This window comes from Micromonospora marincola (genome assembly GCF_056150385.1).
Genome location: NZ_JAXCFT010000015.1, coordinates 68,038 through 94,342, shown reverse-complemented (window position 1 = coordinate 94,342; position 26,305 = coordinate 68,038). Strand labels below are relative to the sequence as shown.

At 73.7% G+C, this 26,305-nt stretch carries 20 protein-coding genes; 3 read left to right on the top strand and 17 right to left on the bottom strand.

Annotated features, from left to right (window positions below):
• Positions 1 to 116: 116 nt before the first annotated feature.
• From alaS to SM450_RS24670, 7 genes are all read right to left on the bottom strand, one after another.
• A complete protein-coding gene (gene alaS, locus SM450_RS24700; protein WP_474622154.1) occupies positions 117 to 2,798 on the bottom strand; it encodes an alanine--tRNA ligase in 2,682 nt (893 codons plus the stop codon).
• On the bottom strand, positions 2,795 to 3,100 hold the full coding sequence (locus SM450_RS24695; RefSeq protein WP_474622153.1) for a hypothetical protein: 306 nt from the start codon (positions 3,098 to 3,100) through the stop codon (positions 2,795 to 2,797). Before SM450_RS24695 ends, alaS begins: the two co-directional genes overlap by 4 nt.
• A 31-nt stretch (positions 3,101 to 3,131) precedes the next feature.
• Positions 3,132 to 3,593 carry a DUF948 domain-containing protein gene (locus SM450_RS24690; RefSeq protein ID WP_181567772.1) on the bottom strand — a complete coding sequence of 154 codons (462 nt, stop codon included), beginning with the start codon at positions 3,591 to 3,593 and terminating at the stop codon, positions 3,132 to 3,134.
• Between the two features lie 146 nt (positions 3,594 to 3,739).
• Complete coding sequence (locus SM450_RS24685; RefSeq protein ID WP_474622181.1) at positions 3,740 to 4,357, bottom strand: hypothetical protein; 618 nt, start codon at positions 4,355 to 4,357, stop codon at positions 3,740 to 3,742.
• A 2,633-nt stretch (positions 4,358 to 6,990) separates the two neighbouring features.
• A complete protein-coding gene (locus SM450_RS24680) occupies positions 6,991 to 8,493 on the bottom strand; it encodes a replication-associated recombination protein A (protein WP_474622152.1) in 1,503 nt (500 codons plus the stop codon).
• A gap of 74 nt (positions 8,494 to 8,567) precedes the next feature.
• Positions 8,568 to 8,780 carry a hypothetical protein gene (locus SM450_RS24675; protein ID WP_018785054.1) on the bottom strand — a complete coding sequence of 71 codons (213 nt, stop codon included), beginning with the start codon at positions 8,778 to 8,780 and terminating at the stop codon, positions 8,568 to 8,570.
• Between the two features lie 62 nt (positions 8,781 to 8,842).
• Positions 8,843 to 9,412: a GNAT family N-acetyltransferase gene (locus tag SM450_RS24670; RefSeq protein WP_474622151.1), complete on the bottom strand. Its 570-nt coding sequence runs from the start codon at positions 9,410 to 9,412 to the stop codon at positions 8,843 to 8,845.
• A gap of 26 nt (positions 9,413 to 9,438) precedes the next feature.
• On the opposite strand from SM450_RS24670, the gene SM450_RS24665 reads away from it, so the two are divergent.
• A complete protein-coding gene (locus SM450_RS24665) occupies positions 9,439 to 10,179 on the top strand; it encodes a GNAT family N-acetyltransferase (RefSeq protein WP_474622150.1) in 741 nt (246 codons plus the stop codon).
• 239 nt (positions 10,180 to 10,418) lie between these two features.
• Here SM450_RS24665 and SM450_RS24660 read toward each other — a convergent pair whose 3' ends face one another.
• The 9 genes from SM450_RS24660 to SM450_RS24620 form a co-directional block, all read right to left on the bottom strand.
• Positions 10,419 to 11,930: an MFS transporter gene (locus SM450_RS24660; RefSeq protein WP_474622149.1), complete on the bottom strand. Its 1,512-nt coding sequence runs from the start codon at positions 11,928 to 11,930 to the stop codon at positions 10,419 to 10,421.
• Positions 11,927 to 12,535, bottom strand: coding sequence for a winged helix-turn-helix domain-containing protein (locus tag SM450_RS24655; RefSeq protein ID WP_474622148.1), 609 nt, complete (start codon positions 12,533 to 12,535; stop codon positions 11,927 to 11,929). Before SM450_RS24655 ends, SM450_RS24660 begins: the two co-directional genes overlap by 4 nt.
• Positions 12,536 to 12,605: 70 nt before the next feature.
• Entirely contained in the window at positions 12,606 to 13,415 is an 810-nt protein-coding gene (locus tag SM450_RS24650; RefSeq protein ID WP_474622147.1) for an SDR family oxidoreductase, read from the bottom strand.
• Positions 13,415 to 15,238 (bottom strand): aspartate--tRNA ligase, encoded by a 1,824-nt coding sequence (gene aspS, locus SM450_RS24645; protein ID WP_474622146.1) that lies wholly within the window; start codon positions 15,236 to 15,238, stop codon positions 13,415 to 13,417. The genes SM450_RS24650 and aspS overlap by 1 nt, the downstream gene beginning before the upstream one ends.
• 76 nt (positions 15,239 to 15,314) lie before the next feature.
• On the bottom strand, positions 15,315 to 16,946 hold the full coding sequence (locus tag SM450_RS24640; protein WP_474622145.1) for an MFS transporter: 1,632 nt from the start codon (positions 16,944 to 16,946) through the stop codon (positions 15,315 to 15,317).
• 138 nt (positions 16,947 to 17,084) lie between these two features.
• Complete coding sequence (locus SM450_RS24635; RefSeq protein WP_474622144.1) at positions 17,085 to 18,131, bottom strand: S1 family peptidase; 1,047 nt, start codon at positions 18,129 to 18,131, stop codon at positions 17,085 to 17,087.
• A gap of 304 nt (positions 18,132 to 18,435) precedes the next feature.
• Positions 18,436 to 19,371 (bottom strand): acyl-ACP desaturase, encoded by a 936-nt coding sequence (locus SM450_RS24630; protein WP_474622143.1) that lies wholly within the window; start codon positions 19,369 to 19,371, stop codon positions 18,436 to 18,438.
• 51 nt (positions 19,372 to 19,422) lie between these two features.
• Positions 19,423 to 20,757 (bottom strand): histidine--tRNA ligase, encoded by a 1,335-nt coding sequence (gene hisS / locus SM450_RS24625; RefSeq protein ID WP_474622142.1) that lies wholly within the window; start codon positions 20,755 to 20,757, stop codon positions 19,423 to 19,425.
• 39 nt (positions 20,758 to 20,796) lie between these two features.
• Positions 20,797 to 21,510 carry an MBL fold metallo-hydrolase gene (locus SM450_RS24620; RefSeq protein WP_474622141.1) on the bottom strand — a complete coding sequence of 238 codons (714 nt, stop codon included), beginning with the start codon at positions 21,508 to 21,510 and terminating at the stop codon, positions 20,797 to 20,799.
• A gap of 259 nt (positions 21,511 to 21,769) precedes the next feature.
• Here SM450_RS24620 and SM450_RS24615 point away from each other — a divergent pair, with 259 nt between their 5' ends.
• Positions 21,770 to 22,639, top strand: coding sequence for a peptidylprolyl isomerase (locus SM450_RS24615; protein WP_474622140.1), 870 nt, complete (start codon positions 21,770 to 21,772; stop codon positions 22,637 to 22,639).
• Positions 22,640 to 22,725: 86 nt separating this feature from the next.
• Positions 22,726 to 23,562 carry a peptidylprolyl isomerase gene (locus SM450_RS24610; protein ID WP_474622139.1) on the top strand — a complete coding sequence of 279 codons (837 nt, stop codon included), beginning with the start codon at positions 22,726 to 22,728 and terminating at the stop codon, positions 23,560 to 23,562.
• 61 nt (positions 23,563 to 23,623) lie between these two features.
• Here SM450_RS24610 and SM450_RS24605 read toward each other — a convergent pair whose 3' ends face one another.
• Entirely contained in the window at positions 23,624 to 26,080 is a 2,457-nt protein-coding gene (locus SM450_RS24605; RefSeq protein ID WP_474622138.1) for a RelA/SpoT family protein, read from the bottom strand.
• Between the last annotated feature and the right edge of the window lie 225 nt (positions 26,081 to 26,305).

The window sequence follows — 26,305 nt, the reverse complement described above, 5'->3', positions numbered from 1 at the left end:
TCCGGGAGGTACGGGCCAGGGCGGACCGGCAGGTCCGCCCTGGCGTCGAATCAGTACGCTCATGCCGTGCCAACCGGGCATGCCCTCACGGCCCTCGCTCCGCTCGGTGCGTTCGCTCATGCCGCGTCGGCGACCGCTTTCTCCACGGTGACCAGCAGGTTCGGCGCCTCGGTGGCGGGCAGCCCGCCGCCCTGGGCCAGGTCATCGCTGCCGCCGCCCCGGCCGGAGAACGCCGCCTTCACCAGATCCTTCGCGCTCAGGCTCCGCCCCCGGGCGGCCTGGTTGACCGCCACCACCAGGGACGCCTTGCCGTTGGACCGGGCGGCCACCGCGACCACCGCCGGTCGGGCCGCGTCGATCCGGCCCCGGATCTCCTGGGCCAGGGTCCGCACGTCGTTCGCCGCCGCGCCCTCGGGCGCCTCGGTGCCCACGTACGCGACCCCGCGCACGTCCTTGGCCTGCGCCGCGAGCGCGCCGGCCCCGCCGAGCACGAGCTGGGCGCGGAGCTTCTCCAACTCCTTCTCCGCGTCGCGCAACTGGGTGACGGTCTGCTCCACCCGGTCGGCGACCTGCTCGCCCGGCACCCGGAACATCTCGGCCAGGCGCGACACCAGCAGGTGCTCGCGGGCCAGGAAGCCGAACGCGTCCATGCCGACGAGCGCCTCGATCCGGCGTACCCCGGAACCGACAGACGCCTCGGAGAGGATCTTGACCAGGCCGAGCTGGGCCGACCGGGCCACGTGGGTGCCGCCGCACAGCTCCCGGGCGTAGTCACCGACCTCGACCACCCGGACCCGCTCGCCGTACTTCTCGCCGAACAGCGCCATCGCGCCGATCCGGCGGGCCTCCTCCTGGCTGGTGACGAACGCGTGCACCTCCAGGTCGGCCAGGAGCACCTCGTTCACCTGCTGCTCCACGTCGTGCAGCACGCTCGGCGCCACCCCGGTCGGGGTGTTGAAGTCGAACCGCAGCCGGCCCGGCGCGTTCAGCGAACCCGCCTGGGTCGCCGACTCGCCGAGGAAGTTACGCATCGTCTGGTGCACCAGGTGCGTGGCGGTGTGCGAACGCGAGATCGCCCGCCGGCGGGACACGTCGATCTCGGCGTACCCGGTCTCCCCGGCCCGGACCTCACCGCGTACCACCCGGGCCCGGTGCACGATCAGGCCCGGCACCGGCTGCTGCACGTCGAAGACCTCGACCTGACCGCCGCCGACCGTAATCAGGCCCTGGTCGGGCTGCTGGCCTCCGCCCTCGGCGTAGAACGGGGTGGTGTCGAGCACCAGCTCGACGGTGTCCCCCTCGACCGCCGCGCCGACCGACGCGCCGCCGGCCAGCAGCGCGCGCACCCGGGACTCCCGGTTCAGCTCGGAGTAGCCGGTGAACTCCACCGGCCCGCCGCCGTCGAGCACCGACCGGTACGCCGACACGTCGGTGTGCCCGGTCTTGCGGGCCTGCGCGTCGGCCTTGGCCCGGCCGCGCTGGTCGGCCATCAGCCGTCGGAAGCCGTCCGCGTCGACCTGTAGGCCCTGCTCGGCCGCGATCTCCAGAGTCAGGTCGATCGGGAAGCCGTACGTGTCGTGCAACTGGAACGCCTTGTCACCCGAGAGCGCCGGCCGCCCGGCCGACTTCGTCTCCGCGATCGCGGTGTCCAGGATCGTGGTGCCGGCGCGCAGCGTGGCCAGGAAGGCGTCCTCCTCGGCGTACGCGTACTGCGAGATCCGGCCGAAATCCTCGGCCACCTCCGGGTACGACGGCGCCATGCAGTCCCGCGCCACCGGCAGCAACTCCGGCAACGCCCGATCCTGGTAACCCAACAGCCGCACCGACCGGATCGCCCGGCGCATGATCCGGCGCAGCACGTAGCCACGCCCCTCGTTCGACGGGGTCACCCCGTCGCCGATCAACATCAACGCGGTGCGCACGTGGTCGGCGACCACCCGCAGCCGCACGTCGTCCGGATGCGACTGGTTGGCCGCGTGCCCGGAGTGCGCGCCGTACCGCTTGCCGGTCAGCTCGGCCGCCCGGTCCAGGATCGGCTTGACCTCGTCGATCTCGTAGAGGTTGTCCACGCCCTGCAACAGCGAGGCCATCCGCTCCAGGCCCATGCCGGTGTCGATGTTCTGCGCCGGCAGGTCGCCGAGGATCGGGAAATCCTCCTTCCCGGCGCCCGGACCGCGCTCGAACTGCATGAACACGAGGTTCCAGAACTCCAGGTAGCGGTCCTCGTCGACCTCCGGACCACCCTCGCGGCCGTACTCCGGGCCACGGTCGTAGTACAGCTCCGAACACGGGCCGCACGGGCCGGGGATGCCCATCGACCAGAAGTTGTCCGCCTTGCCCCGGCGCACGATCCGCTCCGCCGGCACGCCCGTGGCACGCCAGATGTCGTACGCCTCGTCGTCGTCGAGGTAGACAGTCGCCCAGATCCGCTCCGGGTCCAGCCCGAAGCCGCCCGCCTCGACCGACTTCGTGGCCAGATCCCAGGCCAGCGGAATCGCCCCGGACTTGAAGTAGTCACCGAAGGAGAAGTTGCCGTTCATCTGGAAGAACGTGCCGTGCCGGCTGGTCTTGCCGACCTCGTCGATATCCGGCGTCCGGATGCACTTCTGCACACTCGCCGCCCGCTGGTACGGCGGCGTCTGCTGGCCCAGGAAGTAGGGCACGAACTGCACCATGCCCGCGTTGATGAACAACAGGTTCGGGTCGCTGATGGCGGGCAGCGGAGCGGACGGCACCACGGCGTGCCCGTTCGCCTCGAAGTGGGCGAGGAACCGCCGCTTGATCTCCGCCGTCTTCATCGCTGGTGCTCCTCCGGGAAACTCTCTCGGTCACCGATCCGCGGGTCCTCCCGCAGCTCGGCGAACTCGTCGTCGTACGCCTCGCCGCGGGCGAAGGCCTCGTGGATCTCCTGCTCACGCTCGGCCATCGAGACCCGGACGTCGTCCACGAAGGCACGCACCGACTCGACCAGGCCACCGGCGGACTCGGACAGCCCGCTGGCGATGCCCGCCGGGGTGTACGCCTGCGCCGTCCGGGTGGCCTTGCGCACCACCAGGACGCCCACGGCCAGGCCGATGCCCAGCCAGAACAACCGCCTCATGCTCTCATCCTCCCGCGTACGCCGGTCGGGGTCAGCGGTTGCCGCGCTTGGCGGCCCGACGCTGCTGCTTGATGGTGTCGCGCACCTCGCGCTCGGTCTCGGCGTGCCGGCGCGCGGAGGCGGCCTTGCGCACGCCGTAGCCGAACGCGGCCACCTTCACCAGCGGGTTCGCGGCGGCGGCGGAGACCACGGTGGCCAGGTTCGCCACGTTCGCGGTGACGTTCTGCGCGTGGCTGGTCATGGTGTCGACCTTGGCGAGCTGGAGGTTCACTCCGTCCAGCGAGGTCTGCACCTGTTCCAGCGCGGTGTTGACGTTCTTCACCGTGGTGTTCACGTCACCGAGCAGCGGCCCGGTGCGGTCGTTCAGGTCACCGATCATGCGGGTCGTCGCGTCCACGGTGTGTCGCAGCCGCAGGATCGGCACCGCCAGCACGAGCACAAGCATCAGGAACGCACCGGCCGCGATCAGCGCAGCGATCTCTCCACCACTCACGCGTATGTCCTCCTCAAGCAGTGTCCCGGGACACGACGTCCCGGAACGCGCGACCGTTCCTACCCTTTTCGCGCCACACCGACCCGGTCACCGGGCGCGGGCGGGCGCGCCAGCCCCAGACCCTACCGTCCGTGATGGAAGTCGGCTCATGACGGTGAGGGGGTCGGCTCGCCGAGGGGGTCGTCGGTCAGGGTCGGGTACGGATCCTCACCAGTGAGTGACGGATCGGTGGTCGGGGTCGGCCCGGTGCGCTCGTCGTCGATCGCGTTGCGCACCTTCACCGACACCAACGAGCCGGCGCACGTCCCCGCTTCGGTCGCGGGCGGCGCGGACGGCGCCGGTTCCCCGTCCACCGGCGGCGGCGTGCAGGTGGGGTCGCGTACCCACAGGTCGAGCGTGAGTTCGTCCCGACGCCAGCAGGTGTAGCTGCCCTCGACCTTCTCCTCCGGGCAACGGTCGACCTTCCAGCGCCGCCAGCCGTCCTTGGCCAGGGCACGGTCGTAGACGGCGACGGTCTGCTTCCACCCCTGCTCGGACTCGACCGCGCGTTCCCGGAGCCGGCAGTCCTGGAGGCACCAGCGGCTGCCACTGACGTTGTCGACAGTCTTCGTCGCCGCCCAGGACGGCACGTCGAGCGCGTCGAGGGTGTCGAAGACCGGGTCGTGGCTGAGCGTCCGCATCCCGAAGTAGAGCGGCACCGCGCCCAGCAGCACGAGGCTGACCAGGGCGAGGACACCCATCCGCAGCCGACGTCGCTCCCGCATCTGCCGCCGCAGCTCGGAGCGGGCGCCGCGCGGGCCGTCCGCCTCCGGCTCGTCCTCGGCCACTACCGGGCCGGCCGGTCGCGGCACCGGCCCGTCGCCCGCGTCGGGCCGTGCCCCCACCGGCTCCCCCGGCGGTACGACCGCAGCCGCCCGCGCCACCACCGGCGCGCCGCTTGTCGGCGCTCCGGCAGCCGGCGCACCGGCGGCAGCGGGCCGGCCCGGCTCCGCCGTGGGCGGGACGGCCCGCCCGGTCGTCCGCTCGTCCGGCGCGGCCGGACGCGCCACGCCCGCAGCCGCCCGGGCCACCACCTGCCCGGCAGCCGCGCGCGGCCCCGGCGCTGCCGCCGGCCCGGGTGCGCCACCGGGCGGGACGCCGCCGTCGGGCCTGGCCGGACCACGCCCGTCGCCGGTGGGCCGTACCGTGGCGGCGCCCTGACCAGGTGCGGCACGTCCGGCGGCGGGCGGGCGACCGCCGGCGCGCGTCGGGTCGTCGGCCGCGCCGTGACCACCGGGGCCACCGCCGACCGGCATGCCACCGCTGCGTTCCGGGTCGCCGTGCGGCCCGAACCCACCGGGGCCCATCGGCGGTACGCCGGCACGAGCCGGACCACCACCGGCACGGTCACCACCCACCGGCGGCACGCCGGGGCGCGCCGCGCCTCTGGCCGGGCCGGGCTGGCCGGCTCGGACCGGCGGCACGGCCGGGCCGGGCTGCTCGGGGCGTACCGGCGGCACGGCGGCGCCGGCCCGGGCACCCGGACCGCGGTTGGCGCCGCTCGGGCGTCCGGCCGGCTCCTCGACCGGCGGGCCGGACGGACGGCGAGCGGCCGGCATGGCGGGATCGGTGTGCGACGTGCGGCCGGCCTGCCGCAGCCAGTCAGCGGGGCGTTCCGGCCGCTGCGGGCGGGATTCACCCGCCTCGTCGACCGCCCGGCGCGGAGTCCGGGCCGGGTCGGTGGCGGATTCGGCCTCGCCAGGCGCGGCCCCGCGACCACGGGCCGGGGCGCGGCGCGGCGCGGGCGAGCCCGCGCCCTCCACCTGGCCACCGGAGACGGGCGCGGTGGCGCCGGGAAGGGCCGGGGCATTTCCGCTGCGCGGCACGACCACCGGCCGGTCCGGCTCCACGGCGGCTCGATGGCCGGCGCCCGGACCAGGCCGGGCGGGGTCGACCGCGCCGGCCGGCGAACGGTGACCACCGGCGGGCGGCGCCTCGTCGGGCCGGGACCGCCGACCAGCGTTCATGCCGGCCGGCGCATCGTCCCGCCGTGCACGCCGACCCACCGCCGCACCCGGCGGCATGCCGGCCGGCGCATCGTCCGGCCGCGCGCGCCGGCCCGCTCCGGAAACCGGCCGGATGCCACCGGAGTCGTCAGAGGCGTCGGGCCGCGCACGGCGTCCACCGGGGCCAGGCCGGACCGCCGGGTCGACCGCGGCCTGGTGCGCGTCCGTCGCCTGCGCGCCGTGCCGGCCGCGCGGGGTGGGTGGCGTCGCCACCCGGGTGCCGTCCGCATCACCGGCCGGCGGCCGACCCGGAGCCGGGTCGCCCGGGCCGCGGTCGGGCACAAGCCCTCCGGAGCCCGGACCGCCCGGGGGCGTGACCCGGGGACCGGCCGGTCGGCCGGGGACCGGCGGTTGCTGGCCGGTGGGGCCGTCCGGGCCGCGGCGGGGCGGCGGACCACCCGGCCGGGGCGCCTCGGGCACTCCGGGCCAGGGGCCGTCCACCGGACGACGCGGGCCGGTCGGATCGGAGCCTGCGGGGTGGCCGGGCGGGGACCCCTCGGGGCCGCGCCGTGCGACCGGGGCACGGGGGTCGGCGCCCGGAGGCGTCTGCGGGCCGGAACGACCGGCGCCCGGAGGAAGATCCCCGCCGGGACGGCCGACGCCCGGAGGCATCGCGGCTCCGGGCGGCATCGCCGCCCCGGTACGACCGGGGGGCGGCCCCTCGGCACCGGGACGGCCGCCGCCCGGGGGCGGCGCCGCGCCGCGCCGACCCACCTGTGGCATCGTCGCCTCGGGTCGGCCGGTGGGCTCTGGTCCCCCCGGGTGGGGGCGGCCGGGAGCCTGCGGCGCGGGACCGGCCTGGCCGGCCGCCGGCGACGGACCCGGGCGGCCTCCCACCGGAGGCTGCGGACCCGGCCGAACCGGTCCCGGTGGCTGCGGACCCGGCCGAACCGCCGCCGGTGGCTGCGGACCCGGCCGGACCGCCGCCGGCGGGTGCGAACCTGGCCGAGGCTCGGCCGGTGGGTGCGGACCTGGCCGACCGGGGGCCGGAGGCGGTGGGCCCGGCCGACCGGCGGGCGGGGGCTGCGGGGCTCGCCCGCCGGTTGCCGGTGGCACACCGGGGCCGGGCCCGGGCGGGCCCGCCGGCGCCGCGTCCGGGCGGGGCGGACGGCCCGGCTCCGGCGCGGGGGCACCGGGCCGTGGCGACGGGCCGGCCGGCGCTTCCCCGTCCGGGCCCAGCTCGCCGCGCTGCTGCTTGGCCGTACGCAGGTCGTCGATCCAGCCGAACTCCTCGCCCGGCACCGCCTGCTCCGGCTCGGCCTCGCCCCGACCGCGCCCCCACCGCCGGCCCTTGGCCCGCGGGTCACGCCGCTCGTCGGGGCCGTCCGCCGACCGATCCGGACCACGCGCCATCACTGCTGACCCCCCTCGGCGGCGTCGCCGCCGCCCTTGTTCGCCCCGCCGGCCGGCTCGGTGCCGTCCGCCCGCGCCCCGGTCGCGGCTGCCGGCGCGCCGGCCTCCCCCCGCGTCACCGGTGCGGGCAACCCGCGGACGATCCGGCGCAGCACCGGCAGCCGGGTGGCCACCGTCCGCTCCGCGCCGTGCCCACTGGGCCGGTAGTAGTCGGTCCCGACGAGATCGTCCGGAGCGTACTGCTGGGTGACCACCCCCCGGTGGTCGTCGTGCGGATAGCGGTAGCCCGCCCCGTGCCCGAGGCCGCGCGCTCCGGCGTAGTGGGCGTCGCGCAGCCCACGCGGCACCGGACCGCCGCGACCGGCGCGTACGTCGGCGACGGCGGCGCCGATGGCGGTGGTGGCCGAGTTCGACTTCGGGGCGGTGGCCAGGTGGATGACCGCCTGGGCGAGGTTGAGCTGCGCCTCGGGCAGGCCCACGTACTCGACCGCGTGCGCGGCGGCGGTGGCCACGGTCAGCGCGGCGGGATCCGCCATCCCGACGTCCTCGCTGGCGAAGATCACCATTCGGCGGGCGATGAACCGGGCGTCCTCGCCGGCCACGAGCATCCGGGCCAGCCAGTGCAGCGCCGCGTCCACGTCCGAGCCGCGCATGCTCTTGATGAAGGCGCTTGTCACGTCGTAGTGGGCGTCGCCGTCCCGGTCGTAGCGGACCGCCGCCACGTCGACCGCCTGCTCGGCCACGGCGAGGTCGATCCGCCGGGCGCCGGTGGCCGCCGCGGTGGCCGCCGCCGCCTCCAGCGCGGTGAGCGCCTTGCGGACGTCGCCGCCGGCGAGCCGGACCAGATGGTCCTCCGCCTCCTCGGTCAGGACCAGCGCGCCGTCGAGCCCACGCTTGTCGGTCACCGCGCGGCGCAGCAGCCCGCGGACGGCGTCGTCGTCGAGCGCCTGGAGCGTGAGCAGGACGCACCGGGACAGCAGCGGTGAGATGACCGAGAAGTAGGGGTTCTCGGTGGTCGCCGCGAGCAGCGTGACCGTGCGGTCCTCGACGGCGGCGAGCAGCGAGTCCTGCTGGGTCTTGCTGAACCGGTGCACCTCGTCGATGAAGAGCACGGTCGGCGGACCACCGGAGCGGCGCTGTCGGCGGGCGGTCTCGATCACCGCGCGAACGTCTTTCACACCAGCGGTCAGCGCGGACATCGCCACGAAACGCCTGTCGGTGGCGCGGGCCACGAGGTGGGCGATGGTGGTCTTGCCGCTGCCGGGCGGACCCCAGAGAATGACCGACATCGGTGCCGCACCCTCGACCAGCTGCCGCAACGGCGCGCCGGGGGCGAGCAGATGGTCCTGCCCGACCAGCTCGTCGATGCCGGCCGGCCGCATCCGCACCGGCAGCGGAGAATCCGCCCGGGTGGCGGTGAACCCGTCGCCGCCGCCGAGAGCCGCGGGCGCGTCGGGCGCTCCGGCGGGCTCGCCGAGGGTGAAGAGGGCGTCGGATTCCATCACGAGAACAGTACCGGGCCGGGCCGACGACGCCGGAATCGCGCCGCCGACCCGGCCCAGGTGGTCGTTTCCGGTCAGCCGCGACCCGGACGGCGACCCCGGTACCAGCGGCCACCACCACCGCCGCGCGGGCCGGAGCCGACCCCGGCCAGGTAGAGCGAGAGCAGCAGGAAGCCGATCAGCATGAGGGTTGAGGTGCTGAACAGATCGGGGGCGCCGAGGTCGGTGTTCATGAAGTCGAGAAGCAGCGCGAAGCCGAACACGATGGCCGCGAGAATGGCGAGCATGTCGTTCCTCCGGTGGGGGTTCCCATTGGGTCGGCGACGGATGTACCCGATCGGTCTGTTCGTCAATCTCCACGGTGGAACGGGTCGGTGGCGAGAATCGCGTACCGCGCCGAGTCCCGCCAGCGACCCCGCACGAGCAGGTGGTCGCGACTCACCCCCTCCGGCCGCAGGCCGGCCTTCTCCAGCACCCGCCGGGACGCGGCGTGGTCGGGTCGGGTGGTCGCCTCCAGCCGGTGCAGGCCCACCCGGTCGAACGCGAGACCCAGCAGCAGTCGCGCGATCTCCGTGCCCAGGCCGGTGCCCGAGCTTGCGGTACGCACCGCGTAACCGATCTCACCGCGCCGGTGCTCGACCGATGTCACGGTCAGCACACCGAGGCCGACCAACCGGTCGCCGTCGACAGCCGCGAGACGGTACGCCGGGCGCGGGTCGCCGCCGGCCGTCTCCCGCCACGCCGACAGCGCGGCGCGAACCGCGTCGAGGGTGGGCGTCTCGTCGTCCAGCAGCCCGTCGGCCACGGCCGGCTCGGTAAGCAACGCGTACAGGGCGGGCGTGTCCGCGTCGGTCCACTCGCGCAGCACGCAGCGTGGTCCGGGCAGGCGGACCGCCCGGACGGAGCGGATGGGGGTCATGACCTCTCCTCTCGTAGGCTGGCGGCATGATCGCTGCCGACCAGGTGCTGGCCGGACGGGACGAGCTGCTCGCCGCGACCGGCCACCACCCGTACGTCCGGCACGCGCTCCGGCGCGACCAGGCCGTGCGGGGGTGGCGACACGGGGGCGCGGTCGGTTGGCTGCTCCCGCCGGGTGAGTGGTCGGCCGGCGGCGCGGTCGGCACGCCCGGCCCGGCCCTGGACCTCTTCGCCGCCCTGTGGGCGGACGGGACGCTGCGGCCCGGCCAGGCGGTGAACCTGCCACGCGTCACGGCCGCCGAGGTGGCCGCGCGTCTGCCGGTGAACCGGACGGGCGAGTGGGACTTCCTCTGGACCACCGAGCCGCCCGCGCGGCAGCCGGGACAGGATCGGGTGGTCCGGCTCACCGAGACCGACCACCCCGCGCTGGCCGCGCTCGTCGAGGAGGCGTTCCCCAGCACCACCTCCCGGCCGGGCGATAAAGGCATCGTCGACTGGTACGGCATCCGGGACGGCGACCGCCTCATCGCCTGCGGCGCCGACCGCAGCCGGGGCGACATCGGCTTCCTGGCCGGGCTGACCGTGACGCCCGGGCATCGCGGCCGGGGCCTGGGCGCGGCGCTGACCGCCGGGATGACGCACGCCCTGTTCGCCCGGTACGACCGCGTGGCGCTTGGCGTCTACACCGTCAACGTGGACGCGATCCGGCTCTACCGTCGCCTCGGCTTCACCGGCACCGCGCCACGCACCACGGTCTACCTGGGCTGAGGCCCGCCACGCCGGCGCGCGGCTCGACGGCGCGCGGCGGGAACCGGTTGGCGACGTGGCAGCGGACCGACGAACGGGGTGAGGTGACGCGACGGAGGCCGCCGGGTAGGCGTGCGTGTCGCTACAAACTTGATGGCACGGATGGATCGGGCGCTGCCCGCTCCCCCGGTGCCTGGCGTGAGTCGTTCGTGCCATCAAGTTTGTAGCCTCCGGTGACCTCGTCGCCCCGGCGGCATCCGTCAGCGGGACCGGCCTGCGGCCCCAGCCCCGGCCCCAGCCCCGGCCCCAGCCCCGGCTCCGGCTCCGGCCCCGGCGTCAGTCCCCGTCCCGGCGGATGGTGCCCTCGCTGGAACGGCAACCGGACCGGGCCCGGCGGGACTCCCGTCGGGACCGGTGGCGAGGACCGGACCTACCCCGGGCCCGGCAGCCTCGGACTCGGCAACCCCGGGTCCGGCAGCCCCGGGTCCGGCAGCCCCGGGTCCGGCAGCCCCGGGTCCGGCAGCCCCGGAGCGCGCGGCGGCCCGGCTGGCGCGCCAGGCCGGCAGGTAGAGCGGCGCGGCCACGGCGAGCATCACGGCGCCGACAAGCATGGCGACGCTGATGCTCGTGGCGTCCGCCAGCGCGGTCAGCACCACCGCGCCGAGCGCTCCGGCCGGCTGGGCCATCATCGAGTTCAGCGACAGCACGCTGGTCCGGTACGGCCCGTCGACCTGGCGGTGCAGCAGCCCCATGTGCAGCGGGTTCGACGCGCCGTGCACGGTGTAGCAGGCCAGGTACGCGATGAGCACGCCGACCGGCCCGGCCAGCAGGCCCATGCCGACCACTGTCACGCCCTGGAGCACGCGCATCAGCGCGGCGGCCGGGGCGGCGCCGAGGCGGCGCAGCAGGAACGGGGTGAGCGCGGCGCCGGCCGCGTTGGCCAGCCAGGCGGCCGAGCCGGCGGGGCCGAGCAGCGCCGCCGCCCGGTCGGCGTCACCGAGCACCTCGGACAGCCGGACCGGCAGCAGCGACTCGAACGTGACCATGCCGAAGCCCCAGAACAGCTCGACCGCGACCAGGGCAAGCAGGACCCGGTTGCGGCGCAGCAGGCCGACGGCGTAGCCGACCATCCGGGGCGCCTCCACCACCGAGGCGCGCAGCGCGGCCGAGCCCGAGGCCGGGCGCTGCTCGGCCATGAGCGCCAGCAGCGCCACGATCGAGACCGCCTGGAGCACGACTGCGACGAGCACCGGCAGGGTCAGCGCGCTGATCGGACCGATCGGGCCGAGCGCGACCAGGCCGCCGCCGAGCAGCGCGCCGGCGCCGATGGCGACGCCGATGACGGTGCCGGCCCAGCCGAGGCCGCGCTCGTACTCGGCATCCGGGTCGGCGGCAAGCGTGGCGTCGACGTACCAGGACTCCAGCGGGCCGCTGTCGAGCGCCCGGTAGACCCCCTGCAACGCCCAGACCAGGAAGAACATCCAGAACGAGTCGGCCACCGCCATCAGCGTGAGGGAGGCCAGGGCGACCACCCAGGCGACAAGCAGCACCGGCTTGCGGCCGAGCGCGTCGGCGAAGCCGCCGGTGGGCAACTCCAGCGCCAGCACGACCAGGCCCTGCGCGGTGGCGACCAGACCGATCTGGGACAGCGTGAGCCCGCGCTCCTGCATCAACAGGATCATCACGGTCATGAGCAGGCCGCTTGGCAACCAGCGCAGGCCGTAGAGGGTGAGGTAGCGGAACCGGATCTGGCGTACGGACAGGACGCTCACGGCTTCTCCTCGGTGGTCGACATGACCGGGCCCAGCGGGAAGGCGGCGAGGTAGAGCTGCACCAGCTCGGCGTCGGGATCGTCGGGGTCGGTTTCGTCGCGGTGGCGCTCGAAGACCGCGAAGACCTCCGCCTTGATCGCCTCGAGGCGGGTGGCCGGTATGCGCATGAAGAAGTCGCCCATGCCGAACGCGTCGCGCCAGTCCGCCGACCACTCGTGCCGCCGGGCGGACCACCGCTCGGCGTGGTGCGCGAAGAAGCGGAAATAGTCTGCCTCGATCCACTCGATCGCGGCGCGCGCGTCCGGGTCGTCGTCGAAGTCGCTGCTCTCCCAGTTGGTCACGTCGTGCGCGGCCCGCCAGAACCGCTGCCGCGCGGTGCCCAGATTCGGGTCTTCGACCACCATGCCCACCTCGGCGAGCTGGCGTAGGTGGTAGCTGGTCGCGCCGGTGTTGGTGCCGAGCAGCTCGGCCAGCCGGGTCGCGGTGGCCGGCCCGTTCACACGCAGCGCGCCGACCAGGCGCATCCGCATCGGGTGGGCGAGCACCCGGACCTGTTGGTGGTCGAGCCGCACCTGACGCGGCTCGGGCTTCTCCGCACGTTCCATGAGTGCACAATAACTGTGCACACTTTCTGTGCACAAGACTCATGCAAAGAAATTGTGCAACCAGGGTCGGTCAGGCGAACAGCTCGGCGACGCCGCGCAGGCGGGTCCGGAGCAGGCCGGCGGCGCGGGTCGAGTCGAGGCGTACCTCGACCGGGCGGCGCAGGCCGGCGGCGACCGTGGTGGTGGTCCGCAGCCCGGCCGGGTCGACGCCGAGCCGGCGGGCCAGCAGCCGCCCGATGTCGGCGCGGCTGGCCTCGTCCGGGCCGGCCACGTTGAGCGGGCCGGCCAGGTCGGTCGGCAGCAGCTCCAACACCGCCGCGGCCAGGTCGGTGACGTCGACCGGGCAGCGGATCTCGTCGCTGAACAGCGTCGCCCGACCGACGAGCGCGTCCCGGCACCGCCGGATCTGCTTGCTCCCCTCCCCCAGGATCAGCGAGGTCCGCACCAGCAGCCCGCCCGGGTCCACCGCCCGCACCGCCGTCTCGGCCGCCGCCTTCGCCGCCCCGTACGGGTACACGGGCGTGGGCGCCTCGTCGTCAGCGTACGGCTCGGGCCGCCCGGCGTGCAGCGCGTCGCTTGACAGGTGCACCAGCCGCGCGCCCACCTCGGCGGCGGCGGACGCGACATGGGCCGCCCCGTCGGCGGTGACGGCCCAGTCGTCGAAGCGGTACGGGGTGCTGACCACCGCGTCGGGGCGTACCCCGGTCAGCAGCGCGCGCACCGCGGCCCGGTCGGTGACGTCGAGCCGGCGCGACGCGACGCCCGCAACCGCGACGGCGGCCGAGTGGTGGGTGCCGACCACCCGGTGCCCGGCGGCGACCGCCTGCCGGCACACCTCCCCGCCCAGGAACCCGCTGGCGCCCACCACGAGCAGGCGCATCAGGTCGGGTCGGCCACCGGCGCGGCCGGACCGGCGGTGCCGGCGTGCGGGGCGGCCGGGGCCTTCGGCTTGGCGTCGATGCCGGCCTCGGCGCGCTGCTGCCCGGTGATCGGGGTGGGCGCGCCGGTCAGCGGGTCGAAGCCGCCACGGGTCTTCGGGAACGCGATCACCTCGCGGATCGAGTCCGCGCCGGCCAGCAGCATGCAGACCCGGTCCCAGCCGAACGCGATGCCGCCGTGCGGCGGGGCGCCGTACTTGAACGCCTCAAGCAGGAAGCCGAACTTGTCCTGCGCCTCGTCGGCGGTGATGCCGAGCAGGTCGAACACCCGCTGCTGCACGTCGCCCCGGTGGATACGGATCGAGCCGCCGCCGATCTCGTTGCCGTTGCAGACGATGTCGTACGCGTAGGCGAGCGCCCGGTCCGGCGCGGACTCGAAGCGGTCCACCCACTCCGCGTTCGGCGAGGTGAACGGGTGGTGCACGGCCGTCCACCCACCCGCTCCGCCGTTCTCCTGGTCGGAGGTCCGCTCGAACATCGGCGCGTCGACCACCCAGCAGAACGCCCACGCGCTCTCGTCGACAAGCCCGGCCCGCTTGGCGATCTCGACCCGGGCCGCGCCGAGCAGCTCCTGCGCCTCCCGCGTGTTCGTGCCGGCGGCGAAGAAGACCGCGTCGCCGGGCTTCGCGCCGACCGCGTCGGCCAGGCCGGCCAGGTGCGCCTCGGAGAGGTTCTTCGCCACCGGGCCGCGCGCCTCGCCGGTCTCCGCGTCGAGCACCACGTACGCCAGGCCGCGCGCGCCGCGCGCCTTGGCCCAGTCCTGCCAGCCGTCCAGCTCCTTGCGGGTCTGCGACGCGCCGCCCGGCATGACCACCGCGCCGACGTAGCCGCCCGCGTCGATCGCGCCGGCGAACACCCGGAACGCGGTGCCGCGCAGGTAGTCGGTCAGCTCGGTCAGCTCGACGCCGTAGCGCAGGTCAGGCTTGTCGGAGCCGTACCGGGCCATCGCGTCGTGCCAGGTGATCCGCGGGATCGGCCGGGTGATCTCGTGGTCGGCCAGCTCGGACCAGAGCTTCGCCACGATCGCCTCGCCGAGGTCGATCACGTCGTCCTCGGTGACGAACGACATCTCGATGTCGAGCTGGGTGAACTCCGGCTGCCGGTCGGCGCGGAAGTCCTCGTCCCGGTAGCAGCGGGCGATCTGGTAGTAGCGCTCCATCCCGCCGACCATGAGAAGCTGCTTGAACAGCTGCGGGGACTGCGGCAGCGCGTACCAGCTGCCCGGCTGGAGGCGCACCGGGACCAGGAAGTCGCGGGCGCCCTCCGGGGTGGAGCGGGTGAGCGTCGGGGTCTCGATCTCCAGGAAGTCCCGCTCGTGCAGCACCGTGCGGGCGAGCTGGTTGGCCCGGGAGCGCAGCCGCATCGCCTTCGCCGGGCCGCCGCGGCGCAGGTCGAGGTAGCGGTACTTCAACCGGATGTCGTCGCCGGCCTCGACCTGGTCGTCCACCGGCAGCGGCAGCGGCGCGGCCTCGGAGAGCACCTCCAGCGCGGCGGCGGTCACCTCGACCTCGCCGGTCGGCAGCTCGGGGTTCTCGTTGCCCTCGGGCCGGCGGGTCACCTCGCCGGTGACCTTCACGCAGAACTCGTTGCGCAGCGCGTGCGCGTCCTCCTCGCGCAGCACCACCTGCACGACGCCGGAGGCGTCGCGCAGGTCGACGAAGACGACACCGCCGTGGTCGCGCCGGCGGGCCACCCAGCCGGCGAGCGTCACCGTCGAGCCGGCGTCCGCGGCGCGCAGGCTTCCGGCATTGTGGGTACGGATCACGGCTGGTGTCTCCTCATCGTTGGGCTGCCCCCGCATTCTGTCAGCTCCGCGGAGCGCCCCCCGCGCCACCCGCCGATCATCGCGGCTCGGCCGGAAGTAGGTGGTTGACCCGGATGTCGTCCTCGGCGAGCGCCCGGGCCCGTTCCTCCACCACCCGGTCCCCGCCGGTGAGCCGGCCGCCGTGCTGGCGCAGGTGCTCCTCCCACGTCGGCACCTGATAGACCTCGACGAAGCCGTGTGCCCGCTCACCGGCCCGGAACAGCCCCCAGCGGATCGCGCCGGTGCGCCGGCGGGACCGGCCGACCGCCCGCATCGCCTCGACGAACTCGGCCTGCCGCTCCGGGCGCACCGTGTACGAGACGGTGACAAGCACCGGGCCGTCACGCGGCGGCGCCTCCAGCACCAGGTGCGGCTCGGGCCAGAACATCGCCGGGTCCCGGTTCACGCTCCGGGTCTCCCGCAGCGGCCAGAGCAGCACGCTCAGCGCGCCGGCCGCCATCACCACGGCGGCCACGGTGAGCGCGCCGACCAGGCCGGTGACCTCACCGAGCGCGCCCCACGCGACCGCGCCGAGCGCCTGCCCGCCGGCGAAGACCATCTGGAAGACCGACAGGCCGCGGGCGCGTACCCAGCCGGGCAGGAACAGTTGCATGGCCGCGTTCACGCTCGACAGCACCGTCATCCAGGCCAGCCCGGCGGGCAGCAGCGCGACCACCGCGACGGCCGGCACCGGCACCAGCGCGAGCACGGCGAGCACCGCCGCGTAGAGCAGCCCGGCCAGGAGCAGCAGCCGGTTGTTGGTGAGGGCCAGGCGGATCCGGGGCAGGACCAGCGCGCCCGCCACCGCGCCGACGCCGAGCGCGCCGAGCAGCACGCCGTACCCACCGGCGCCGAGACCGAGCCGGCGGCTCGCGACGAGCGGCAGCAGCGCCCACAGCGCGCTTCCCGGCACCACGAAAAGGGCCGCCCGCAGCAGGATCCGGCGGACCACCGGGGAGTGCCGCACGTACCGGCCGCCGGCGCGCAGCGCCGCGGTGAACCGCTCCGGCGTGGCGTCGCGGTCCCGGCGTTCCGGGCGCCAGCGCAGCAGCGTCACCGCGAAGACGGCGAACGTGGCCGCGTTGACCGCGAAGACCACAGGCACGCCGGCCTGGGCCACCAGCACACCGGCCACCGCCGGCCCGACCGAGCGGGCCAGGTTGACGCTTATCGAGCCGAGCGCCGAGGCGGAGACGATCTGCGACCGGGGCACCAGCTCGGGGATGACCGCCTGCCAGGCGGGCAGCGTGAGCGCCTGCCCGACGCCGAGGCCGAAGGTGAGGGTGAGCAGCAGCGCCGGCGGCATCCGGCCGAGGGCGGTCAGCACGGTGAGCAGCGCCCCGACGGCGGCCAGGAAGCACTGCACGGCGATCAGCAGCCGCCGCCTGTCGAACGTGTCGGCGAGTGCGCCGGCCGGCAGCGCCAGCATCAGCACCGGCAGCATGCTTGCGGTCTGCACGAGCGAGACGAGCGTCGCCGCGCCGGGCCGGTCGACGAGCAGCCACTGGGCGCCGACCGTCTGCATCCAGATGCCGATGTTGCTGGCCAGCACCGCCAGCCACAGGCTGCGGAACGCGGCCGACCGCAGCGGCGCCCAGGCGGACGGCTGCCGTTCGCCCGCGTCGCCCGCGTCGCCCGCGTCGGTCACGTCGGTCGGGGAGGCGCTCACCGGCCGGTACCTACCCTGTTCACGGCCACACACTCCCACCCACCTTCCGGCCCGGTCCCACCCGGGTCCCTCACACCCGGGTCCGGTACACGCGGAACGGGCCGCCGGTCACCCGGCGGCCCGTTCGTGAGGTGCGGATCAGAAGACGCTCACGCCGTAGACGCTGAGCGGCTCGGTGACCGGCTGGAAGTAGGTCGTGCCACCGGAGGAGCAGTTGCCGCTGCCGCCGGAGGTGAGGCCGAGCGCGGTGGTGCCGCTGAACAGCGAGCCGCCGCTGTCGCCGCCCTCGGCGCAGACGTTGGTGCGGATCAGGCCGGAGACGCTGCCCTCGGCGTAGTTGACCGTCGCGTTGGTGGCCGAGACGGTGCCGCTGCGCAGGCCGGTGGTGCTGCCGGAACGGCGGACCGACTGGCCGACGTAGGCGTTACCGGCCGAGGTGATGTCCTGGTAGCTGCCGTTGTAGAGGTAGACGTTGCCGGCCGCGTTGGCCGAGTTGCTGTGCCGGACGATGCCGTAGTCGTTGCCCGGGAAGCTGGTGCCGGCCCGGGTGCCCAGGACGGACGTCTGTCCGGAGTTCGAGTACCAGGTCGAGCCCAGGTTGGTGCAGTGCCCGGCGGTGAGGAAGTAGTAGGTCGAGCCGCTGCGCACGTTGAAGCCGAGCGAGCAGCGGTAGCCGCCGGTGTAGATGGCCTGGCCGCCGGAAATCCGGGTGGTCAGGGTGCCGGCCTCGGCCTCGATCCGGACCGCGCCACCGGTGCGGGCGGCGGCGGCCTTGACCCGCTCCAGCTTGGCGCCGGTGACGGTGCTGTCCACCGAGACGACGACCTGGTTGGTCACCGCGTCGGTCCACCAGGCGGTGCCCGGGATCTTGGCGGAGCGCTCCAGCTCGCCGGTGGCGGCCTTGAGCTGGTTGGCGCCGCGGGTGACGAGCTTCGGGGTGGCGCCGGCGGCGTGCACCTGGCGGGCGGCAGCGGCGTCGGTCACCGTGACGACCATCTTGCCGCTGGCGTCGGCGTACGTGCCGGCGGCGCGGTCGCCGAGCGTGGCGGCGAGGGTGGCGGCGGCGTCGGGCGAGGCGGGGGCGGGGGCGGCCTGGGCGGGCGCGCCGAGCAGGGAGCCGGTGACCAGGGTTCCGGCCACGGCGACGGCGGCGGCGCGACAGAGCGTGGACCTCGTGGGTCGCATGTGACAACCTCCGAACGGGGGTGAACGGGCGCTGTGATGGGGACACGCCCGAGGACAGCCCGGCCGACCTGGGGAAACCGTCCGGGCTGACCAAAGTATTCACATATTTAAGATCGTAAGCAAGACGCAAGTTTGCCCGGATTCGCACCGCCACCCGATGTAACGCCAAAGCAACAACATCGTCACCAGGTGTCAGACCCCCGCCACCCCGACCCCCGCACCACACGGGTGATCATGAGGTTGGCGGCACCAGCAGAGATCAACACCGCCGCCAACCTCATGATCACCGGATTGCCTTCGGGGGTTAGCGGGTGGGGGTCAGGCGGGCGGCGCGGGCGGCGCGGCGCTCCTCGAACCGGGACGCCTGGGTCTCCAGCGTGTCGAGCTGGGCGGCGATCTGCTCGCGGGCGGCCTCGCCGTCGCCGTTCAGACCGGTCACCTCGAACAGGTTCCACTGGCGCAGCACCGGCACCACCACCTCGTCCCGGTGCTGGCGCAGGTCGTAGATGCCGGCCAGGGCGATCGCCACCGACTTGCGGGCGAAACCGTCGATGCCCACCCCGGGCATCTGGAAGTCGGCGAGCACGTCGGCGACCGCCCGCATGGCCTGGCTGGGCGCCAGCTCGAACGACGCGGTGAGCAGGTTGCGGTAGAAGACCATGTGCAGGTTCTCGTCCGCCGCCACCCGGGCCAGCAGCGCCTCGCAGGCCGGGTCGCCGGTGGCCCGGCCGGTGTTGCGGTGCGAGATGCGGGTGGCCAACTCCTGGAACGACACGTACGCGAGCGAGTGCAGCACCTCGTCGTCGTGCACGTTGTGGTAGCCGGCGGACATGTGCACCATCCGGGCCCGCTCCAGCGCCACCGGGTCCACGGCCCGGGTCACGGTGAGGTAGTCCCGGATCGCGGTGCCGTGCCGCCCCTCCTCGGCGGTCCACCTGTGCACCCAGGTGCCCCACGCGCCGTCCCGGCCGAACAGCGTGGCGATCTCGTGGTGGTAGGAGGGCAGGTTGTCCTCGGTGAGCAGGTTGACGATCAGCGCGGTGCGGGCCGCGTCGGGGATCGTCGAGTCCTCCGGCGACCACGCCTCGCCGCCGAGCGGACCGTCGAACGTGCGACCGGCGCTCCACGGCACGTACTCGTGCGGGAACCACTCCTTGGCCAGCGACAGGTGCCGGTCGAGGTTCTTCTCCACGACCGGTTCGAGTTCGGTGAGCAGAGCGGTCTGACTGAGCACGGACACGACGTTCTCCCTACGGTGGCGTAACTTACGCCACCGTAGGTGCAATCGGCGTCAGACGCCAGTTCCGGCGACCAGCGGCGCGAGGTCCGCCCGGGGCGGGGTCCACTCGCCCGCCGCTGCGGGCGCCTGCGCACCGGACCGGATGTCCTTCACCTCGTCGCCGTCCGCGCCGGGGAACCAGACGTACGGGATGCCGCGCCGCTCGGCGTACCGGATCTGCTTGCCGAACTTCGCCGCGGACGGCGACACCTCGGTGGGTACGCCCCGCGAGCGCAGCGCCGCCGCGACCGCGTCGCTTGCCGCCCGGTCCTCCTCGGCGGTGACCGCGACGAGCACGCAGGTCGGCACCGACCGGGACACCGACAGCGCGTCGGCGCCGAACAGCAGGCCGAGCAGCCGGGTCACCCCGATCGAGATGCCGACGCCGGGGAAGCGGACGTTGCCGGAGCTGGCCAGGTTGTCGTAGCGGCCACCGGAACAGACCGAGCCGAACCGCTCGTAGCCGACCATCTGCGTCTCGTAGACGGTGCCGGTGTAGTAGTCCAGGCCCCGGGCGATCCGCAGGTCGGCGACGCAGAGCCCCGGCGCGTGCGCGGCGGCGGTCTCCACCACCGCGGTCAACTCGGCGATGCCCTCGTCGAGCAGCGGATCGCGCACGCCGAGCGCGCGCACCGCGTCGGCGAAGGAGGCGTCCGGCGCGGAGATCTCGGCCAGCGCGAGCACCGCCTTGGCCTGCGCCTCGCTCGCTCCGGCGGTCTCCGCGAGCAGCTCGGCCACCTTCGCCGGGCCGACCTTGTCGAGCTTGTCCACGGTGCGCAGCGCGGCCTCCGGGTCGGTCAGCCCGATGCCCCGGTAGAAGCCCTCGCAGATCTTGCGGTTGTTCACCTGGATCCGCACCGGCGGGATGGGCAGCGACCGCAGCGCGTCGCCGATCACCAGCGGCATCTCCGCCTCGTAGTGCGCCGGCAGCGTGTCCCGGTCAACGATGTCGATGTCGGCCTGGAGGAACTCCCGGTAGCGCCCCTCCTGCGGGCGCTCCCCCCGCCACACCTTCTGGATCTGGTAGCGCCGGAACGGGAACTGGAGCTTGCCGGCGTTCTCCAGCACATAGCGGGCGAACGGCACGGTCAGGTCGAAGTGCAGACCGAGCGAGTCGTCCCCGGCCGGCCCGTCGGCGTCGGCCTGCAACCGGCGCAGCAGGTAGACCTCCTTCGAGGTCTCCCCCTTGCGCAGCAACTGGTCGAGCGGCTCGACCGAGCGGGTCTCCAGCGGCGCGAAGCCGTACAACTCGAACGTGGCGCGGATCCGATCAAGCACGAACTGCTCGATCATCCGCTGCGCCGGCGTCCACTCGGGGAAGCCGGAGATGGGCGTGGGCTTGCTCATGGCGTACTCCTTGGAAACCCGCGCGGCGCGCGGGCCGGGCTAGAGGCCTCGGGTGGGCGCGGCCGGGCGCGCGGACCCCGCCACCTCGACGAGGTACGGGTTTGTCGCGCGCTCGCGGCCGACTGTGGTCGCGGGGCCGTGGCCGGGCAGGACGACTGTGTCGTCGGCGAGCGGGAGGACCTTGTCCCGGAGGCTCGCGAGCATCCGGGGCATGTCGCCGCCCGGCAGGTCGGTGCGGCCGATCGAACCGGCGAAGAGCACGTCACCGGAGAGGCAGATCTGCTCCGCCTCCCAGGGCGAGCCGGCGCCGGGCAGCCGGAACAGCACCGACCCGCCGGTATGGCCGGGAGCGTGGTCGACGGTGATCTCCAACCCGGCCAGCGACAGCGTCGCGCCGTCGGTCAGCTCGGCCACGTCGTCCGGCTCGGTGTACGGCAGCCGCCCGCCGAACAGCGCGGTGAGGTCCATGGAGAGCGCCTTGGTCGGGTCGGCGAGCATCTCGCGGTCCGCCGGGTGCACGTAGGCGGTGATGCCCCGCGCGCCGCAGACCGGCGCGACCGAGAAGGTGTGGTCGAGGTGGCCGTGGGTGAGCAGCACGGCGGCCGGATGCAGGCGGTGCTCGGCGAGCACGGCGTCGAGCCGGTCGATCACCCCGATGCCGGGATCGACCACCACGCACTGCTCCCCCGGCCCGGTCGCCACCACGTAGCAGTTGGTGCCGAAGGCGTCCGCGGGAAAGCCGGCCACGAGCACGTCCGTCCCCTCTCCGTCCGGTCGTCGTCGTCGCTCAGCAGCCTAGTCGCACCGGCGAGCGGGTTTCTGCCGCCACCGGCCCCGGGCGTCCCAGCGATCCCAGTGACAACATCCGATAAGCACGGGCGGACCTCGTACACCACATTCACAGTCGCTACCCGTACACTCTGGCGGGCGTGTGGCGTGGCGCACCCCGATCAGCAGCGCGGGCGGTGCCGGCGACGCCGACGACGATCAGTGCAGAGGAAGGGGAGCACCTGTGGCTTCCAGCAGGGACCGGCAGCGCAAACTGGCGCGGGCCAAGCTCGACCGGCAACTCGCCCGGCGGGCCGCGACCGCGAAGCGTCGCCGGCAGATCCAGGCCGGGGTGGGCGCCGCGGTGGTGCTCGTGCTGATCGTGGCCGGCTCGGCCTGGGCACTCGGCGCGTTCGACTCGGAGCCGGACAAGCAGGCCGCCGAGGACACGTGCCTCTGGACCCCGCAGAACGCCGCCGGGAACGCCAACCTCAAGGACGTCGGCACCCCGGCCACCCGGGACCTGCCCACCTCGGGCACCCGGCCGATGACTGTCACCACGAACCAGGGTGGCCCGATCACCGTCGAACTGGACCAGGCCGCCGCCCCCTGCGGCAGCGCGAGCCTCGCCCACCTGGCCGGCCGGCAGTTCTTCGACAACACCAAGTGCCACGAGATCACCACCGAGGGCGCGCTGCGCTGCGGCGACCCGAGCGGCACCGGGATCGGCGGGCCGACCTACACGTTCTACGACGAGAACATCCCCACCGCGCCCGAGCCCAGCCCGTCGGCCTCGCCGGCGCCGGGCGAGCCGCCGGCGTACCCGAAGGGCACGGTCGCCCTGGTCGGCAACCCGCCGGGCACCAACGGCAGCCAGTTCCTGATCTTCTTCAAGGACGCCAACCCGGCCAAGCCGGCCTACAGCATCGTCGGCAAGGTCACCGCGGGGCTCGACGTGGTGGAGAAGATCGGTGCCCTGCCGACCGTGGACAATGGCAGCGGCGCCAAGGTCAAGCCGAAGACGGACGTGGTGATCCAGAGCCTCACCGTCGGCGAGCCGAACGCCTCGCCGCCCGCTCCGAGCGAGCCGGCGAGCAGCCCCAGCGCCGGATGACCCGCCGTTGAGTGGGCGTTGATCCACCTTTGACTCGGCGGCGCCCGACGCCGTCCCCCCGAACATCCAGCAGGTGAGGAGTGACCGTGACGTCCACGAGAGACCGCCAGCGGGCGGCGGCGCGGGCCCGGCTCGAACGGGAGATGGCCGAGCGGGCCGGAAAGGCCCGCAAGCGCCGGCAGACGCAGGCGATCGTCGGCGCCGCGGCCGTGCTTGTGCTCGTCGTGGCCGGCACCGTATGGCTCGCCACCTCGCTCGGCGACGACGACGACAAGCCGGGCGGCGAGGCCGCCGCCGGCTCCGCCCAGTGCGCCTACACCGAGGTGCCCAAGGAGGGCCGGCCGGCGCAGATCAAGGACGTCGGGCTGCCGCCGGCACAGCAGGCGAACAAGGGCAGTCAGACGATGACGATCGACACCAACCTGGGTCCGATCACCGCCAAGCTCGACCGTGCCGCGGTGCCCTGCACCGCCGGCAGCTTCACCCACCTGGCAAGCAAGGGCTTCTTCGACAACACCAAGTGCCACCGGCTTGTCACCGAGGGCATCAAGGTGCTCCAGTGCGGCGACCCGAGCGCCACCGGCAAGGGCTGGCGGGACACCGACGGCACCGGCGGGCCGAGCTACAACCTGGCCGAGGAGAACCTCCCCACCGACAAGCGCCCGCCGTACCCGGAGGGCGTCATCGCGATGGCCAACTCCGGCCAGCCCGGCAGCACCGGCAGCCAGTTCTTCATCGTGTACGGCGACAGCCAGCTCGACCCGAACTACACCGTGCTGGGCACCATCACCGGCGGCATGGACGTGGTGAAGCAGGTCGCCGCCGCAGGTGACGACGGCGCCTTCGCCAAGCAGGCAGGCGGCGGTCACCCGAAGAAGGAGATCGTCATGACCAAGGTGACGATGAGCGACATCGAGGGCTGACCCGGAGTCGACGAGAAACGCCCGCCGGTCGGACCGGCGGGCGTTTTCCGTGCGCGGGCTCTCAGGCCCCGGAGGTGACCCGGTACGCGTCGAAGACCCCGTCGACCCTGCGCACCGCGGCCAGCAGGTGCCCCAGGTGCTTCGGGTCGGCCATCTCGAAGCTGAACCGGCTGACCGCCACCCGGTCCCGGGTGGTGGTCACCGTCGCGGAGAGGATGTTCACCCGCTCCTCGGAGAGCATCCGGGTGACATCGGCGAGCAACTTGTGCCGGTCGAGCGCCTCCACCTGGATGGCGACCAGGAACGTGGAGGCAGATGTGAGCTTCCAGCTCACCTCGACCACCCGCTCGGTCTGCGCCCGCAGGTCCTCGGCGTTGGCGCAGTCGTCGCGGTGCACGCTCACCCCACCGGAGCGGGTGACGAAGCCGAACACCGAGTCCGGCGGCACCGGCGTGCAGCAGCGGGCCAGCTTGATCCAGACGTCGCTGACGCCACGGACCACCACGCCCGGGTCGGCGCTGCTCTGCCGGCTACGCGGCGGCCGGGTGGCGACGGCGGTCTCGGCGATGTCCTCCGCCGCGCCCTCCTCGCCGCCGTAGGAGGCCATCAGCTTCTGCACCACCGACTGCGCGGAGACCTGACTGTCGCCGACCGCCGCGTAGAGCGAGGCCACGTCCGCGAGGTGCAGGTCCCGCGCGATGGCCATCAGCGCATCCGAGGTGAGCATCCGCTGCAACGGCATGCCCTGCTTGCGCATCGCCTTGACGATCGCGTCCTTGCCGGCCTCGATCGCCTCCTCGCGCCGCTCCTTGTTGAAGTACTGCCGGATCTTCGTCCGCGCGCGGGGGCTCTTGACGAAGCCCAACCAGTCCTGCGTCGGGCCGGCCGTGTCGGACTTCGACGTGAAGATCTCGATCACGTCGCCGTTGGACAGCGTCGACTCCAGCGGCACCAACTTGCCGTTGACCCGCGCGCCGATGCACTTGTGCCCGACCTCGGTGTGCACCGCGTACGCGAAGTCCACAGGCGTCGACCCGGTCGGCAGCGGGATGACGTCGCCCTTCGGCGTGAAGACGTACACCTCCTGGCTGGACAGGTCGAACCGCAGCGCGTCCAGGAACTCGCTCGGGTCGGCCGCCTCGCGCTGCCAGTCCAGCAGTTGCCGCAGCCAGGTCATCTCGTCGATGTGCGCCGGCGGGCCCACCACCTGGGTGCCCTTGTGCTCCTTGTACTTCCAGTGCGCGGCGATGCCGAACTCGGCGGTGCGGTGCATCGCGTAGGTGCGGATCTGCATCTCCACCGGCTTGCCGGTGGGCCCGATGACAGTCGTGTGCAACGACTGGTACATGTTGAACTTGGGCATGGCGATGTAGTCCTTGAACCGGCCCGGCACCGGCTGCCAGTTGGCGTGGATGACCCCCAGCGCCGCGTAGCAGTCGCGCACCGTGTCGACCAGGATCCGCACACCCACCAGGTCGTAGATGTCGTTGAAGTCGCGACCCCGCACGATCATCTTCTGGTAGATCGAGTAGAGGTGCTTCGGCCGGCCGGTCGTCTCCGCCTTGATCTTGGCGGCCTTCAGGTCGGTCGACACCTTCTGCGTCACCTGGCGCAGCAGCGCCTCACGCTGCGGCTGGTGCTCCCCGATCAGCCGGTTGATCTCCTCGAACCGCTTCGGGAACAGCGTGCCGAAGGCCAGATCCTCCAGCTCCCACTTGATCGTGTTCATACCGAGGCGGTGCGCCAGCGGCGCCAGGATCTCAAGCGTCTCCTTGGCCTTCTGCTCCTGCTTGGGGCGGGGCAGGAAGGTGAGCGTCCGCATGTTGTGCAGCCGGTCGGCCAGCTTGATCACCAGGACCCGGGGGTCCTTCGCCATGGCGACCACCATCTTGCGGATGGTCTCCGCCTTGGCCGCGTCGCCGAGCTTGACCTTGTCGAGCTTCGTCACGCCGTCGACGAGCAGCGCGACCTCGCCGCCGAAGTCGGCGCGCATCGCGTCGAGGGTGTACTCGGTGTCCTCGATCGTGTCGTGCAGCAGCGCCGCCACGAGCGTGGTGGTGTCCATGCCCAGGTTGCCGAGGATGGTCGCCACGGCGAGCGGGTGGGTGATGTAGGGGTCGCCGGACTTGCGGTATTGCCCCGAGTGCCAGCGCGCGGCGGTGTCGAAGGCGCGCTGAAGCAGCCGGGCGTCGGCCTTCGGGTGGGCATCGCGGTGGGCGGAGATCAGCGGCTCCAGCACCTCGCTCACCTGCGAGGTCTGCCAGGGCGCGTTGAACCGGGCCAGGCGGGCGCGCACCCGCCGGCCGGTCGGCGCGTTGGAGAGGGCGAAACCGCCGCTTGTCGAGGGGTCACCGTCGGTCGGGAACGGCACCACCACCCCGTCGTCGTCGGCCGTCGCGTCAGGCGTGCCGCCGTTCGCCCCGGCGGGCGTGTTGCCGCCGTGCTCGGTCACCGAGCCGTCCGCGTCGCCTGTCGGGTGCACCGTGCCCTCCACCGGAGGGACGACATCGTTGGACACCGGCCTCCTCACCGTTCGCCGGGGATGCGCCGGCCGTCCGGCCGACGTCTGGTCCAACCGACCCGGGGGTCGGTGTTGTTCCGCGCCGGCCACCGGGACTGCGCCCCGGCGGCTTCGCCAACCGGACGGTCACCCACCCGGTCAGGCAATGGGCAATCCTACCGGTACGCAGGGTGCGCCGCCGCTCCACCGGACGCCCCGTACCGGCGGACCGACCGGGTGCCG